This window comes from Pseudomonadota bacterium (assembly GCA_008501635.1).
Lineage (GTDB): Bacteria > Pseudomonadota > Gammaproteobacteria > QQUJ01 > QQUJ01 > QQUJ01.
Genome location: QQUJ01000017.1, coordinates 196,067 through 211,619 on the forward strand (window position 1 = coordinate 196,067; position 15,553 = coordinate 211,619).

At 58.1% G+C, this 15,553-nt stretch carries 16 protein-coding genes; 9 read left to right on the forward strand and 7 right to left on the reverse strand.

The window, feature by feature from the left end; translation table 11 throughout:
• The first annotated feature begins 1 nt into the window (after position 1).
• The 3 genes from DWQ09_09165 to DWQ09_09175 all read left to right on the forward strand — a co-directional run bounded on the left by DWQ09_09165 (position 2) and on the right by DWQ09_09175 (position 2,102).
• Positions 2-733 (forward strand): cytochrome c biogenesis protein CcdA, encoded by a 732-nt coding sequence (locus DWQ09_09165; protein ID KAA3628286.1) that lies wholly within the window; start codon positions 2-4, stop codon positions 731-733.
• A gap of 22 nt (positions 734-755) precedes the next feature.
• Positions 756-1,562 (forward strand): prolipoprotein diacylglyceryl transferase, encoded by an 807-nt coding sequence (locus tag DWQ09_09170; protein KAA3628287.1) that lies wholly within the window; start codon positions 756-758, stop codon positions 1,560-1,562.
• Between the two features lie 198 nt (positions 1,563-1,760).
• Positions 1,761-2,102 carry an SHOCT domain-containing protein gene (locus DWQ09_09175; protein KAA3628288.1) on the forward strand — a complete coding sequence of 114 codons (342 nt, stop codon included), beginning with the start codon at positions 1,761-1,763 and terminating at the stop codon, positions 2,100-2,102.
• A 45-nt stretch (positions 2,103-2,147) separates the two neighbouring features.
• Here the strand turns inward: DWQ09_09175 and DWQ09_09180 are convergent, their stop codons facing one another.
• The 3 genes from DWQ09_09180 to DWQ09_09190 form a co-directional block, all read right to left on the reverse strand.
• The gene (locus DWQ09_09180; protein KAA3628289.1) at positions 2,148-3,101 is read right to left on the reverse strand and encodes a cation transporter; all 954 of its coding nucleotides are present in this window, start codon (positions 3,099-3,101) and stop codon (positions 2,148-2,150) included.
• Positions 3,102-3,267: 166 nt separating this feature from the next.
• Entirely contained in the window at positions 3,268-3,699 is a 432-nt protein-coding gene (locus DWQ09_09185; protein ID KAA3628290.1) for a cytochrome c, read from the reverse strand.
• The gene (locus DWQ09_09190; protein KAA3628291.1) at positions 3,696-4,247 is read right to left on the reverse strand and encodes a DsbE family thiol:disulfide interchange protein; all 552 of its coding nucleotides are present in this window, start codon (positions 4,245-4,247) and stop codon (positions 3,696-3,698) included. Before DWQ09_09190 ends, DWQ09_09185 begins: the two co-directional genes overlap by 4 nt.
• 516 nt (positions 4,248-4,763) lie before the next feature.
• Between DWQ09_09190 and DWQ09_09195 the strand changes: the two genes are divergently transcribed.
• Positions 4,764-5,948, forward strand: a complete 1,185-nt coding sequence (locus DWQ09_09195) for a hypothetical protein (protein ID KAA3628292.1) — start codon at positions 4,764-4,766, stop codon at positions 5,946-5,948.
• 25 nt (positions 5,949-5,973) lie between these two features.
• Here the strand turns inward: DWQ09_09195 and DWQ09_09200 are convergent, their stop codons facing one another.
• The 4 genes from DWQ09_09200 to DWQ09_09215 all read right to left on the reverse strand — a co-directional run bounded on the left by DWQ09_09200 (position 5,974) and on the right by DWQ09_09215 (position 10,191).
• Positions 5,974-6,840, reverse strand: coding sequence for an ATP-binding cassette domain-containing protein (locus DWQ09_09200; protein ID KAA3628293.1), 867 nt, complete (start codon positions 6,838-6,840; stop codon positions 5,974-5,976).
• A gap of 12 nt (positions 6,841-6,852) precedes the next feature.
• Positions 6,853-7,962: an ABC transporter permease gene (locus DWQ09_09205; GenBank protein ID KAA3628294.1), complete on the reverse strand. Its 1,110-nt coding sequence runs from the start codon at positions 7,960-7,962 to the stop codon at positions 6,853-6,855.
• Positions 7,963-9,135 carry a hypothetical protein gene (locus DWQ09_09210; GenBank protein KAA3628295.1) on the reverse strand — a complete coding sequence of 391 codons (1,173 nt, stop codon included), beginning with the start codon at positions 9,133-9,135 and terminating at the stop codon, positions 7,963-7,965.
• Positions 9,136-9,504: 369 nt separating this feature from the next.
• Positions 9,505-10,191, reverse strand: a complete 687-nt coding sequence (locus tag DWQ09_09215) for a hypothetical protein (GenBank protein KAA3628296.1) — start codon at positions 10,189-10,191, stop codon at positions 9,505-9,507.
• Positions 10,192-10,859: 668 nt separating this feature from the next.
• On the opposite strand from DWQ09_09215, the gene DWQ09_09220 reads away from it, so the two are divergent.
• From DWQ09_09220 to DWQ09_09240, 5 genes are all read left to right on the forward strand, one after another.
• Positions 10,860-11,375: a hypothetical protein gene (locus tag DWQ09_09220; GenBank protein KAA3628297.1), complete on the forward strand. Its 516-nt coding sequence runs from the start codon at positions 10,860-10,862 to the stop codon at positions 11,373-11,375.
• A gap of 217 nt (positions 11,376-11,592) precedes the next feature.
• Entirely contained in the window at positions 11,593-12,708 is a 1,116-nt protein-coding gene (locus tag DWQ09_09225) for a hypothetical protein (protein ID KAA3628298.1), read from the forward strand.
• Positions 12,709-12,896: 188 nt separating this feature from the next.
• Entirely contained in the window at positions 12,897-13,733 is an 837-nt protein-coding gene (locus DWQ09_09230) for a disulfide bond formation protein DsbA (GenBank protein KAA3628299.1), read from the forward strand.
• Between the two features lie 20 nt (positions 13,734-13,753).
• Positions 13,754-14,488, forward strand: coding sequence for a cytochrome c biogenesis protein CcdA (locus DWQ09_09235; protein ID KAA3628300.1), 735 nt, complete (start codon positions 13,754-13,756; stop codon positions 14,486-14,488).
• 32 nt (positions 14,489-14,520) lie between these two features.
• The gene (locus DWQ09_09240) at positions 14,521-15,375 is read left to right on the forward strand and encodes a hypothetical protein (GenBank protein ID KAA3628301.1); all 855 of its coding nucleotides are present in this window, start codon (positions 14,521-14,523) and stop codon (positions 15,373-15,375) included.
• Positions 15,376-15,553: the final 178 nt, after the last annotated feature.

Here is a 15,553-nt window from a genome sequence, read left to right on the forward strand (position 1 = left end):
CATGGATATTTCCGGCATCGGTGTCATTTCTGCTTTCGTTGCGGGCCTGATCTCCTTCTTATCCCCCCGCGTACCGCCCTTGGTGCCCGGGTATCTGTCATTCATCTCCGACCAGTCGCTGGATGGCGTCGAGCGCCATGTGTTTTCCCGCGAGCGCCTGGCAATCATGGGTCTGGGCTTGTGTTTCGTGCTGGGTTTCTCCGTCGTGTTTATCGCCTTTGGTGCGGGCGCAACGACCTTGGGAAGTCTCCTGGGCCACTATCGTTATGACGCCAACATCGTCGGTGCTGTCATCGTCATCATCTTCGGTCTGTTCATGACTGGATTGATCCGGTGGAACTGGTTGCAGCGCGAACTGCGTTTTCATGGTGAGATGAAGGGAGGGCGAGCAGCCTCGGCGGGTGTATTGGGGATCGCTTTCGGTTTCGGCTGGACACCCTGCATTGGACCTATCCTGGGGGCGATACTAGCGGTAGCCGCAACATCATCCTCTCAAGGCGCGTCGCTACTTGCCATATACTCTCTAGGTTTCGGTGTACCCTTTCTGCTTGCGGCGCTCTTCACCGATTGGTTTCTACATCACATGCACAAGGCGCGACGCTTCGGTCCATGGTTGCATCGGATCGCCGGCATGCGGCTCATTGTCATGGGCACAGCGATGATCACCGGCTATCTCGGGACTTTCTCGTTTTGGTTGCTGGATACTTTTCCGATTCTCGGCTCAATCGCCTAATCAACTCTATGGACTCTAAACGATGCTGACTTTTCCCCAGATAGATCCCGTTGCCTTCTCCATCGGCCCGCTGCGCGTGCATTGGTACGGTTTGATGTATCTCGTTGCCTTCGGACTTGCCTGGTGGCTGGGACGATGGCGAGCAAAACAGGCGGGCAGCGGCTGGAACAACGATCAGGTCAGCGATCTGGTGTTCTACGGCGCCCTCGGCGCAGTATTGGGCGGGCGCATCGGTTATACGCTGTTTTACGGTTGGAAGTGGCTGGCGGACGATCCGCTCTACCTGTTCCGCGTCTGGGAGGGGGGGATGTCGTTCCACGGCGGCTTCCTAGGTGTCGTGCTGGCCATGTGGATCTATGCGCGACGTACCCAGCGAACCTTCTGGTTTGTCACTGACTTTATCGCGCCGTTGGTGCCCCTGGGTTTGGGTGCCGGGCGTATCGGTAACTTTATCAATGGCGAGCTCCGGGGGCGGGTGACCGATGCCCCCTGGGCGATAGTGTTTCCCGGCGGTGGCGATTATGCACGCCACCCCTCCCAACTGTATCAGGCCACATTGGAAGGATTGCTGCTATTTCTGGTGCTTTGGTGGTACAGCCGGCGCCCGAGGCCTGCTGGCGCAGTATCCGCGCTGTTTTTAGTGGGATACGGTGCCTTCCGGTTCGTCGTGGAGTTCGCCCGTGAACCCGACGCGCACCTTGGGTTTATTGTCCTGGATTGGCTGACTATGGGGCAGGTGTTGTCGCTGCCAATGCTTGTGTTCGGCGTGGGCCTGTTCGCATTCGCCTACCGAAAGCAGCGAACGGTGGCCGCAGTGGCGGAGCGGTGAGATCCGCGAGCGATCCGATGACTCCATGGCTGGTCCGCACTCGCTCCCAGGCGATGCGGGATTTTATGCCGCTGCGACCCGAAGTACACAATACGCGCCAAAGGGAATGTGGGGGCATTTGGCCAGGACGGCACGAAGGGCACAGTAACCACAATGACGAGTACCTGCACGTTGTCCGATGTTATCGAGGAGACGCACATGCGAAGACAATGGATAAATGCCGTGGTGGTGTTGACCGCCCCAGTTGCTGCACTTGAGGTGCAAGCGCAGATCTCCGGTGATCAGCCTGGCTTCTGGCGCTACGGTTGGGATTGGGGCTGGGGCCATATGCTTTTCGGTTCCCTGATGATGCTTCTGTTCTGGGGCGTGATCATCGTATTGATTGTTGCGGTGGTCCGCTGGCTGGGCGGCGGGTCGGCGCAGGGAGGTGAATCTGCCCCTGCGCGGAATCGCGCCCTCGAGGTTTTACAGGAACGCTATGCTCGAGGTGAAATCGACCGTGAGGAGTATGAGCAAAAACGACGCGACCTGACGGGATGAAAGCCCAGTGCGAGAGGTAGCGACGCACGATGCGTCACCACCTTTTCACCCTGCCGGCTTTGCCGCTATCGGTCCGGTGCGTGTCACGTCGATTGCCTCGGTGCCGGATTCGTCCTGACAGGTGTTCTCTACCTGCAGTGTGATGAAAAAGAAGCCGAAGTTCTCCCGCAGCAGGCGATGCGCCGTCTCAAGAACGGTTTGGGGGTCGGTATCGTCGTCGGTCCGCAGGTGACCGGAGAAGACGTAACGCCCGCTGGTCAGTGCCCAGGCGTGGACGTGGTGGACATCCGCGACGCCCTCCAGTTCTCCCAGCTTCTCGATCACCGCACCGAGGCTCACTTCCCTGGGAGTGCCTTCCATCAAGAGGTGGGCGGCGTCGCGCAGAATACCCCAACTGGCCCAAATGAGGACGAACCCGAATCCCATTCCCAGCAGTGGATCGATCAACAGGAAGCCGGTGAAGTGGATCACCAGTGCGGTGACGATAATGAGCAGGCTGCCGACGAAGGTCTGGATGATGTGCCACAGCGCGCCCTTCACGTTCAGATCGCTATGGCTCTGTTTCCAGATCAGACCGAGCGAGATGAATTCGGTGACCAGCCCTCCCGCCGCAGCCAGGAGCATTGGCGTGGTGGGGAGGTCGATTGGATTGCTCATCCGCATAGCGCCCATTGCAATTACGATCAGCGCCATGCCGAGCAAGAAGCCGCCATTGACCAGCGCTCCGATGATCTCGGCGCGATACCATCCGAAACTGCGATCCTCGTCAGCCGGGCGACGGGCGAGTTTGGCGGCGACGATCGCCACCAGTACTCCGCCGACAGCCGAGAAGGTGTGGAAGGCGTCCGAGATCACCGCGATGGAGCCGGTCCATACGCCGATGCCCATCTCGATCACGAAATAGGTACCGGTCAGCCAGGCGGAGATCACCATTCCCCTTCCGCTGGTGGGCATGTGTCCGGCATGACCGTGGCCACCCTCGGGTGTGTGATTCGACATGGTTACACTCCTCCTGCAACGACAGATAGACCAAAGAGGAACCTACTTTTCTTTGAGGATAGCGCGCGTTGCCAAAGCTGTACGATTGCGAGGCCCAGGCATACCAATCTCGAAGGTGATCACCGAATTCTCGTTCGTCGTCCTTGCGGTACGCTTGTGGTCGGCCTCACATGCTGTGTGGTTGGTAAAAAATGCCGCTGGCTTCCTGTAATTCTCGGACGTAACTCACGATCTTCGGAATCTCCCCGTCAGAGACTTCAGGTCGTGCGGGCATATCACCAAAGCGCCAGTGGTGTTGTTTGACGCCGTTGCGCACGGCGCGGGTGAACGCTTCGTCGGCATGATGTCCGGGGTTGTAGGTTTTGTGCACCAGGGGTGGTCCCTGTTTGGTGCCTTCAGCCGCTCCTCCGTGACAGGAGGCACAGAAGTTATCGAATGCTGGCCTACCGGCCAGCGCCTGACGGGAGAGTTTTCTGAGAACCTCCTCAGAGGGTCCTTGGGTGATTGGCGCGCTGGTGTCTGTTTTGATACCCGTAGTGGCCACACCGTAGCCGATCAGGGCAATGCCGATGGTGACGATTAAGAGTAGATATTTCATGTGTGAATCTCCTGATAGGGTTCTTGCTGCAGCTGGTCGAGTAACGGACGAATTTTCGTATCGAGAATTTCGCGATTGATGGGGCCGATCTGTTTGTAGCGGATGGTCCCCTGTTTATCGAGAATGAAGGTCTCGGGTACCCCGTACACGCCCCAGTCGATGCCGCTGCGACCGGGAAAATCGTAGGCGATCTCCGCGTAAGGGTCACCCAGTTCGGCCAACCATTGCAGGGCGTCCTCACGTTTGTCTTTGTAGTTGAATCCGTAGAGCGGGTACTTCCCTTCGCGGGCGAATTCCATCCACAGCGGATGCTCTTGACGGCAGGCGGTGCACCAACTGGCGAAGACGTTGTAGAGGGAGACCTTACCGATGAAGATCTGTTTGGTAAAACGCTGGTCAGGGTCACGCAGCGTTGGCAGATCGAACTCAGGAGCGGGTTTGTTGATCAGCGCAGAGGGTATTTCGCGCGGGTTGAGGTAGAGGCCGCGTCCGAACAGGACAACCAGCAGGATAAATATCCCAATCGGAATCAGGTAGCGATAGTTCACGGTACATCTCCATTTAACGAATGGTTGGCGACACGGGGGCCGTCGCGCAGGTTGCCCGCGGCAGAGGGCGGGGGTTTGGAGATTATCCGGCTATGGGAGGGCGGTGCGGAGGCGTATAGAACTGTTGCAGCGGTCGATGGTCAATTCTATTGATTTGGGGTGTGCCTGGTGCTGCGAAAGCGGTTCCTCCCTCCCGCAGGGCAGCATAGAGGGTGCACACCGAGCAATTGGTCGGGGAAGCTGCGCTATCCTGACAGCAGCTGGCGGTCCGATCGGGGGTGCTCACTGAATGCGTTGGGTCATTTACTGGATGCTGGAAGCTCCCCATGGCCAAGGGGAGGTGCAGGCCCACCATAGCAACCAAGAGAAGCAGGATCACCCCCTTGCGATGTCCGTTGCAGGGTGGGTGGCCAGAACGTTTCATGCAATGCATTTTGCCAGAGTACTGCGAGGGGTTACAGTCGAAATCTCGGCTCGCCATTGATCTTCACTCACTAGGACCAAAAGGGGTATTAGATGGTTCAGCATTTCGACCACATAAAGCACGTTTTCTCTATGGTGGTTTTTCTCGGTGCACTGACGGTGACATCGGCTTGGGGTGGGCTGTTCGACAAAGTCGGCCACGTTCACGCCATTGAAACAGGCCGTTCTCCAGATGAACTCCTGGTCGGGGCGCACGACGGCCTGTATCGACTGAACGCGGCTGGTGCGCTGGAAAGACTTTCCGAATCCAAGCACGACTTTATGGGGCTCGCCCGCGGATCTCGTGGCGAACTCTATGCCAGTGGGCATCCCGAGGAGGGTGGCAATCTTGGGCTGCTGCGCTCCGAAGATAACGGCCGCACTTGGCGCAAGCTTTCCGATGGATATGAAGGGCCGGCTGATTTTCACCAGCTGACAGTAAGCCCGTCGAGCTCGCAAGTGCTGTACGGTGTCCACCATGGGCTGCAGCGCAGTGCCGATGGCGGAATAAACTGGCAACGCATTGGTGATGCCCCCGACAAGCTCTTCCACCTGGCAGTTTCCAGCGTAAATCCGGATCGGCTCTACGCGGCAACCCGGCAAGGGTTGTTGCGCAGCGATGATCAGGGCAAAAACTGGCTGCCCGCGCATAGTGCGAAAGCACCTGCCACCTATGTGGGATCAAAGGGCGGCCGCGTGACTACGTTCATCGTCGGCCAGGGGCTGCTGGCGGCTGACGAATCGGGTTCCGACTGGCAAGTGCTCGCCAATCCGTTTGGCAGTCAAGTGCCGGTGGATATGGTAGCAGTGGGTGACAAGCTGGCGGTACTCACCAATGCACTAAAGCTGCTTGAAAGTGGCGATGGTGGGCGAAGCTGGCAAGCTTGGGCAGGCAGCAGCACAAACACGAGTGATGCCACAAAGAGCGGCAAAGAACTCTTCGAGACCAATTGCCAGGTATGCCACGGCTATCTCGGCATGGGCGAGACCCTGGTGTGGGATGAGCGCGCCAACTCCCTTGCACCGGCATTGGACGACAGTGCCCACGCCTGGCATCACACAGACGAACAGTTGGTGAGCACCATACTCAACGGATTGCCGCAGGGCAGCGGGCGCATGGTGGCATGGAAAGAAAAACTGAATCCAGAGCAGGTGCAGGATATCGTCGCATTCCTGAAAACCCTTTGGGGACCGCGCGCCCTGGAGTGCCAAGGACCCAAGCACATGTCGTGCATGTAATTTCGCTCGTATTGCGGCGTTGGCGTCAGGAGGGCCGCGCCGCTGAGTCCTGCGCGGTGATATAGCGCAAGGGTTCTTCTATGAAGCGCTCCCGGCAGCGCTCGGAACAGAAGTGATAACTTTTTCCCTGATGCTCAACTTGTAGGATTGAAGTCCACTCATCCACACGCATACCACAGACGGGATCGCGCACCCAGGCATGTGGCTCCGCTTTCCGATCACGCAACGCCCCGTCCTCCAACCACAGAATGCGATCGGCTACTTCCTCGACGCGTGGGTCATGAGTCACCAGCACGATCGTGCGCCCTTCGTCACGGGCGATATCGTGCAGAATCATCATTACCTCCTGGCCGCTATGGGAGTCGAGGTTGCCGGTGGGTTCGTCGGCAAGAATCAACGCGGGCCGATTGATCAGTGCCCGGGCAATCGCTACCCGTTGTTTCTCACCCCCAGACAGCGTTTTTGGTAATGCATGGCGACGTCTGCTCAGGCCGAGGCGTTCGATCAGCTGCTTCGCATGGGAGCGTGCAGCACGTATACCGCCCTCCGCCAATCGTGCGGGAAAGAGGATGTTCTCCTCAACACTCAGCGCCTCCAGCAGATTGAAGGCCTGGAAGATGAAGCCTATACGGTTGGCCCGTACCTCCGGTAATTTTGATTCCGACATCCCGCTGATCTCGATACCGTCGATCACGATGCGACCGGAGGTGGGGCGCAGCAATCCCCCGATCATGGAAAGCAGGGTGGTTTTGCCCGAGCCGGAAGGGCCCATGATGAGTACCAACTCACCGGCCGCCGCTTTCAAGGAAATGCCGTTCACCGCGCGAACTTGGGTGTGCCCGCTGCCGAAAAGCTTGACTAACTGCTCGGTAACCACCATGGGGCGAGTCATGAGTGCATTTCCTCAAGCGGTGAAAGCCGACAGAGGGTCTACGCGGGCGACGGCGTAGGCTGGCGGCAAAGCGGCCATGATGGCGATGGCGGCGGCAGCCAGGCCGGTGTTTAGCACATCACTGCCAGCGACTGACAGCGTGACTAGCGGCAGCACGCTCGGTAATAGCCAAGCCAGTAACTCGATCATCACGACGCCGACGATGAACCCCGCGAGGGTGATGCTGACGGCTTGCGACAGCACGCTCAGATATACGGCGCGATTGCGTGTGCCGATGGCCTTGATGATGGCCAGTTCGCGGCGTAAGCGAGCGGTGTGGGAGTAGGCTGTAAAGGCGACGATGATGGCGGCCAGCGCTCCCCCGATGAGGGTCATTAAGGCAATAACCTCCACTCCCATCTGCATCGCCAGCTCGTAATCACTGCGCATAAATGCGGTCCGTGGCAACGCAGTCACTTTTTCAACGGACTGTTCAATGCGCGTAACCAGCGCTGCAGGATCGATTCCTGGTGTCGCCTTGACGAGAATGTAACTTACGACTCCGATGGTGGATAGAATCTCCTCCAGGTCGGCAGCGTGAACGAAGGTGATCGAAGCAGCCATGGAGAAGGTTTCGCGCGACAATCCGACCACCCGCAAGTTTTGTTCTGCGATGGTGACGAGATCGCCTAGTTGAAGGCCAGTCATCCGGGCGAGCACCTCGGGGATGACGGCTTCGCCTTGGTCGGGTGCGGCGCGTCCAGCCGCCATTGCCCAAGGTCCGCCTGCACTGGCCTCGGGTCGTCGTCCGATAACATAGGAAAACCAGCGGCGGCCACCTGCCTGCAGCACGGTATTGAGAAAAAGAACGGGGGAAACCGATTCGACGCCTTCGATGCCGGCCACCTTGTCTGCCTTCCAGTCCCAAATCAACGAGGTAGCCATATGCATGTTGGTGACACCTTTCTGCATCACCCAGACATCGGCATCACTGTGCTCAATGTAGGAGACGATATTGTTTGACTCGCCACGAAATACTGCCTGGAAGAAGAGTACGAGTACGAAGGCGCCTGCTACGGCCAGGATGCTCCCCAGTAAGGATAGGGGTTCTCTCAATAGGCTCTTAAGCGTCCAGTGCAACATTTAACCGTTTCGAAATACGAGGGTTGGGTCGAGTTTTGTGATGAGGTGCAATGGGAGCACAGAGCCAATCACTGCAAACACGAAACCGGCAATGCCGATCCGCAGAAGTGCTAATAACTCGGAGGTATCGACGCGATAGATGGGCGCAAATTGCTCGATCAGCTGACCGGTGCCCTCTGCCCACAACCAGCCAACCGGCAGTGCAAAAAGCAGGAGCAAGGTGCTCTGCGCCCACACCAGGCGCACCAATGCCCCATTGCCAAAACCGAGTGCTTTAAGTACTCCGTATTGATTCAGTCTACCGTTAACATCGGCGTAGAGAATGAGCCCGACTACGAGAAGGCCGATCAAGTAGGCGACGCCGGTGAGTAATCCAAGGATCGGCCCAAACAGGTCGCGTCCGAGCTGGACATCGTTGCGCATCATCTGTTCCGTTGTATAGACATCCACGTGCTTCACCGCCTCTTCAATACGCAGAGCCACCTCCCGTGGGTTCGCATTGTCCACCACTTCGACCAGGAGATAGCTCAGCAGCGGGAACGTGCTCAGATCCGCCGCTATATCAGAGTCGAGATAGAAATCAATGAGGCCGTCGTAGGTGATGAAACCGAAGGACGTGAACAGCGCTCTCTCCTCCTCAGCAATTCCCACTAAGGAAAACTCATAATCGGCAATCTCCACGGTGTCGCCGAGTTGGAGTGAATATGCTGACGCCATCGATCGATCGATAACGATCTCGCTCCCAGAGGATGCTGGGCGTCCTTCCTGTAGGCGTACCGGACCGCCAAGAGTGTCGTAAACAAAGAGAAACACTGGGCTTTTACGTTTTCCCTGATCGTAAATCACCGCGACAGCAGTTAGTGGATGCGCTGCTTTTACGCCGGAGATGGCTTCTATGTCCTGGCGTGTGAGCTGCGGCAAGTTAGAGCGGGTAGCTATAAGATTGGCCACACCGGCTTGCATCACATAAAGATCTGTCTGGCGAGCAGCGACGACGTGACGCAGCTGTGCGTAGAGACCCGATTCGAACCCTTCCAGCACGATGATCACCGACAATGCCGCACTCAACGCCAGTGCCGTCAGCGAGCTGCGCATTGGGTCGAGTTGAAGTTGGCGTAGGGCGAGAAGCAGCATCGGTCGAGTGTGTATCGAGTTGCTGTTGCGATCAAGCATGGGTCGATACTGCGGTTTTAAATTCGTGCGGTTCGTCCACTGCGGAGGTATTGAGCACGTCTGCTCAGGAGAGGAAGCGTCCGCAACGAATTCGATACCGCCACCAGGCACAATAAATGCCACGACGGTGGTGATCGGTTGCTGGGTTGTAACCTCCCGTGCCGATCCGATTGCCTGGGTTGATACCCAGACACCAATCCATAGCGATGCTGGTGAGTCTACAAATCAGTAAACGTTGTACGGGAACTCCGGTAGCAAATGCTGGATTAATGCAGTCCAGGAAAGGTGAAGATGGTGAATCCGGATATGCCAATGGCCGATGGGGGTAACCCCCATCGGCCGGTCCGATAACGTATTACGAGATTGGTCTTACTGCGCGGGGCGTTCCTCGAGTCCCATCACCATCACCTCGACGCGGCGGTTGGGCTGCAGGCATTGAACAAGAGCTGCACCGCGGACACCTTCGCAGGTACGCACCGGTTTGCGTGAGCCCTGTGCCATGATCCCGATCGCCTCGCTTGGCAGAGTGCCGTTGGCCGAGAGATAAGCGCCGACGGCTTCCGCACGTTTGCGCGACAGGGTTTCATTGTAGTCCTCCGGGCCGATGCGATCGGTATGTCCTTCGACAACGATTTTTGAGACGTTACGGAAGGCGCTCACCTGCTCGATCAATTCGTTGAGCTGGGCCACGCCGTCGGGGCGCAGCGTCGCAGCGTCAAAGTCGAACAGCGCTGACGCGTCAAGGCGAATCTCCTTGAGCATCATCGCGGGCGTGGGTGTGCTGGGTTTTGCTTCCTCGAGGGCTGCGATTTCAACAGGTTTCGATTCCTGCTCGCGCTGAGCCACCAAGTTGGGGTGGCATTCACGCACGGCCAGCTCCGGGGTCCATCGATTGGTCAGCAGACAGCCGCCAGAACCGGTGCTTATGTATTTTCCCTCGTCGGAGAGGACGTAAGCGGGTTGAGCCGCCAACGCCCCAACAACGGGTACGCCAATCAAGAGGGCCAGGCCGGTAATAGCAATCAGGGGTCTGGTGCGGTGCTTTCTGTTCATCATTATTTACTCCGTAGGGGGTGCGACTCTTTCCAGGGGGTCAGTTATGAGCCTTGGCTGAATGCGCTCAGTATTGGGGGCTTCCAAACGGATGTTCCCAATGCCCTCCGTACCGAACGCAACATGTAAACGGTAGCAGGGAGTTCGCGGGATTCAACCATGCTCTTCATTTTGCCCGACACGGGTGTTGAACAAGTTCGTGTCGAGTAGGCGTTAGATAAACGATGTGCCTGCGGAGTTCCTTCTATTCTCGAAAATAGACCGCCCTCCCCTCCGCATCCGCAGATCGCAGCGTGTCGCGACTCTCATCGTGTTTGCGCTACGGGGTGCGGCAGGAGCCTGTTGATCGGCGGTGGAGCCGCCAATTGCGCTTTGCCCGGGGTCCAATCCTTCCGCCCTCTTCGCCGGCACCTGGCCCGTAAAATGCAAGATAGTCACAGGTGTCAATAAACTTACGCGAAGAAGGGTGGCGAAACGATGGCACATTTACCGCCAGACAACACCCCGGAGAGCTTTCAGGGCGGCCGAGGGAGCTGGAGCCAGGTGACTCGCTGCGTCACTTTCGGTCTCGCCACGCCAATCCGCGTTGCCGCTTTGACGGGGTCTATAGGGGCCTGGGCCGGGATTCGCAGGTACCCGCTGCGGCATCGTTGCCAGGAACCTTGGTCAGGATGAGAGCATTTGTGCGACTAGCCGTGTATCTCTTGTCAGCGTTCAGCGGGGCACTGCTCTCGGCATGGCCGGCCGTTGAGGCGGCCGAATTCGATACCTTGGTGCCGATGCGTAGTGTCGGTACGGCCACCTATTACGTTGGCGGCTATATGGAGGGTGTCGGGGATGTGGACTTCATGGTCGACACCGGCTCGGGCTATGTGACGATCAACGAAGAGACCTTGGCGGCGCTGAAAAAGGAAAATCGTGCGCGCTACGTGCGCAAACTCCGCGGCGTGATGGCGGACGGCAGTGAGCTGACGGTACCCGTCTACCGGATCGAGACGTTGTCGATAGGTGGCCTTTGTCACCTGAATGACGTTGAAGCGGCGGTATTTCCGGGCAAAACCCGGCAGATCCTCGGCCTGAGCGCACTGAAGAAAGCCGCGCCGTTCATTTTCTCCTTCGACCCCCCCAACCTTGTTCTGAGCAACTGCCCCGCGCCAACCAGTGTGGCCGCAACCAAAGACAGCTGATTGCACCGCGCTGCCCCTTCGGTGCGGGGTGTGCCCAAACCCGCACTCCGTAACCACACTACGAACCGCCGATCGTCTGGCGGACAGTCCGTCAGCGCTGCCGGCCATGGGGTTCGTCCCTCCGTTGATAGACAGCATCATCTGATTTACGACGTCAATTGATTAACGCAGTCGATTTCGAAGAAGGTGAGCAGCAGTTGCCGACCTGCCTATACTGTTGACGAGCCATTACCCGATCGTCATAAAGTTGCACAATCTGGTTCGTTCATTGCTGATACCGGTGCTGGTGATTCTTTGCGCACCGCGAACACAGGCCGAGGAGCTGTCGGCCGCGTGGTTGCAGGTCGTTCGCGATACGCCCTACGTGTTCAGCGCCGGGCTGTACAAAAATCTGTCGGCGATTCGCCGCTGGGTACTGCTGGGTGAGGGCTACTGCACTCAACCCGGCCGTCATGTTCTTTTCGATCAGCGCGGGAGGTTTCTGACCTGGTTGGAGAATGCCGGGGATCTCGCCGAAACACAGCACCGACTGAACGCGGTGCGCGAAACCTTGTATCGCGAAAATCGTGTCCATCGCTGGGTCAGCGGCAACGACGAGGCGACGGGTTATCCTTTTGCCCTGAGTTGTGACCAGCCCCATGTCGATATGGCCGGAGCACTGGGCCGTCTGTTGGGAACGGATCCGGCCGACCGCGTCTGGGGGACCTGGGATGGAATGGTCGCAGGTAGCATCGATGCGCCAATACCGCTGATCGAGCTGGTGCTGCAGGTGTTCAGGAAAAAAGCCGAGCGGCAAGGCTATCGAACGCCGGAGCGGGTGGTGCGCGCCTTTCTCGGACAGATCATCATAGAGAGCGGTGTACGCAAGCACAGTTTTTCATCCGCCCAGGCGGTCGGTCTACTGCAACTCCGCCCCGAAGTGCTGAAGGACTGCGAGCTTGCCGAGCGCTTCCGTCTGCATCGCATGGCACAGGTCGATTGCGCAGTCAGGTTGTACCAGCAAATCGACCGCAATCTGAGGCCGCTTTTTGAAGTGCGCTTTGGGCATCTGCCCGAAGATAAGCGTGAAGCTTTGTACTCGTTGCTGTTGGTGCAGGCCTACCACAGCGGCATAGGCCGCATGGCGCAGCTGTTGGGCGAGGGCGATCCCGGTGCTGCGGCCCGCACGTTGGCCGCCGATCACGCGCGCTTCAGTGCTGAAGACCTGGCTCTGGGCATCATTTTCCACAATATGGGACGCATTGGCCTGGGTCTCTCGTCGCTCTATTACCTGGTCGATGTCGCCATTGCGGGGGAGGCACTGTGCGCGACCGCCCCGCCTGCATGTCGTTGAGCGTGTACTCCAAACGTGACGAGTTGGGCAGGAAACGCATCGATTGGTCCCCGCCTGCAATATTGCACCGTGATCTCGGGTCTTGATCCCCATATCACCCCGATGGGTCAGTGTGAAACGTTGGAAAATTCGGGTAGGCTTGCTGTCCGATAACGTCGCTGTGACCGCGCAATAGATAGGGGATTGGGATGATAGCCAAACAGATCCTGGTGAAATGGCGCCTTGCCGTGGGCCTGGTCTTGCTCGGCGCCGGCGTCTTTTCAGCAATGGCGGCCGACAGCGGACCAAGCGGCACCGACGAGCAGCTCGTTCAGCGCATCAAAGAGGCGGTCATCCAGGAGCTGCGCAGCAGCGGGGCGCTTGACCAGGAGATCGACGAGGGTATACGCCGCTTTGTGATGCGTCAGCAGGCGGCGCGTCAGGCCGAGGAACAGCGCCAGGAACAACAGGCAGGGCAGCTGGCAAAGAATGTTCGGCCGGTTTCCAAAGAACGTGACCATATCCTCGGCAATCCCGATGCGGAGGTCTCTATCATCGAGTACTCCGATTTCGAATGCCCGTTCTGCAAGCGCTTCCATCTGACGGCGCATGAATTGGTGCAGGCGTTCAATGGACGAGTGAACTGGGTTTATCGCCATTTTCCGTTGGGCTTTCACAATCCGGCCGCGCAGCGCGAAGGCGAAGCGAGCGAGTGTGCGGCAGAATTGGGAGGCAACGAGGCATTCTGGAAGTACACCGATCAGATCTATGTCCGGACCCCCTCCAACGGCAAGGGGTTGAGTACCGAGCAGCTGTTGTCACTGGCCAACGAGATTGGATTGGAGCCGAAGAAGTTTGGCGAGTGTCTGGAGAGCGGCAGGCACGCAGCTCGTGTGCAGGAAGATTTCCAGGAGGGTAGTTCCATAGGGATCACCGGAACGCCGGGGAATATTCTGCGCAACAACAAAACCGGTGCAGTCCTGTCCCGAGCGGGGGCGCGGCCATTTGAGGCTCTGAAAGCGGATCTCGAGTCACTGTTGAACTAGGAACCAAAGATAAAGAGACCATGGAAATATCAGGCGTCGGCGTCCTGACCGCTTTCGCGGCTGGAATCATATCGTTTCTCTCGCCCTGCGTGTTGCCCCTGGTTCCGGGGTATCTCTCGTTCATGGCGGATCAATCCCTGGACGATGTGGAGCGCAAGATTTTTTCGCGAGAAAGACTGGCGATACTGGGTATCGCCTGTTGTTTCGTGCTCGGTTTTTCCCTGGTCTTCGTTCTGCTCGGCGCGGGCGCGACCGCGGTCGGTGGTTTGCTTGCGAAATACCGTTACGAGGCCAACATTGTCGGCGGCGTCATCATTATCGTCTTCGGTATTTTCATGACCGGATTGATCAAACTGAACTGGATGGAGCGCGAGTTTCGTTATCACGGCGGTATCGCCAAGGGCAGCCGAGCGGTTTCGGCATTTTTACTGGGTCTGGCTTTTGCCTTTGGCTGGACGCCGTGCATTGGTCCCATACTCGGAGCCATACTCACCGTGAGCGCGACAGCGGAGGGCGCCGGAGTTGTTCTGCTCGCCATCTACTCTTTGGGATTGGGTGTGCCCTTTATTGTCGCGGCGCTGTTCACTGACTGGTCGCTGCACCATCTGCGCAAAGCGCGTCGGGTGGGACCGTGGTTGCACCGCGGTGCCGGCGTGCTGCTCATCATCATGGGCATCGCGATGATCACGGGCTATCTCAGCACCTTTGCCTTCTGGCTGCTGGAGGCATTTCCCTGGCTCGGGAGGGTGGGTTGAGGGGATGTCTGCTGGTAGTGGCTGCGCTACTCATGGGTCTGAGCGCGGCAAATGCGAACGAGGCGCCGCGTGTTGTCGTCAGCATCAAACCTCTGCATGCCCTGGTTGCGGGTCTGATGCAGGGCGCAGGCGAACCCAAGTTGCTTGTCAAAGAGGGTAATACTCCGTTTGACTACCAACTCGATGCGCGTGATCGGGCTGCACTCGATGCAGCCGACCTTATCGTGTGGGTGGGTAAGGAACTCGAAGGTTTTCTGGCCGTACCGTTGGCCGGTGTGCACAAGGCCGACGTACTGGAGTTGCTCGGCATCGAGCAATTGAAGATTCTCCCGCAGCGCCGGAATGCCGATGCACGCGATCCCTATTTTTGGCTCGACAGCCGTAATGGTCTGATGACGTTGGATCTGCTGGCACGCGTATTGAGCGAACTGGATCCCGCGCGCAGCCACATCTACTTCAACAATCGCAAGCGAATGTTCAGTGAATTGGCGGAGATCGATCGTCAGTTCGAGTATGGTTACCGTGGCGTTTCCGGTTACCCGGTGCTGCTCTATCACGACACACAGCAGTACTTCGAGCAAGCCTATGCGATGCGCGTTATCGGGCATCTTGCGCTTGCGGTGGGGGAATCTGCGGATGCTGCGAGGCTGCTGCAGGCGCAAACCGATCTTCAAAGCTCCACCGAACCGGTTTGTCTGTTTACCGAACGTGGACTACCGGATGACAACCTGGAACTGTTGAGTCTGAAAACGCACGTTAGAACGGGCCAGCTCGATTCTATGGGCTCTGGTATACCGCCGGGCCCTGATCATTACACAACTCTCCTGCGGCGCCATTTCAACACCATTAAAGCCTGTATCGATCCACGCACCGCAAGCAAGCCCTGATCGCCTGGTCCCCCGCGGTACAGATTGTCTCCCGCAAAAGGGGGGTGTTATGGTGACCGTCGGTTGCGTTATCTTCGCGTAACTGAAGTTTGGGAACATCATCAACCGCCGCGGCGGTTGCCATCGTCTCTTCGTTGCGACCACTTGCTCAGCGATCAACGCCGTGCCTGCGGGCGAT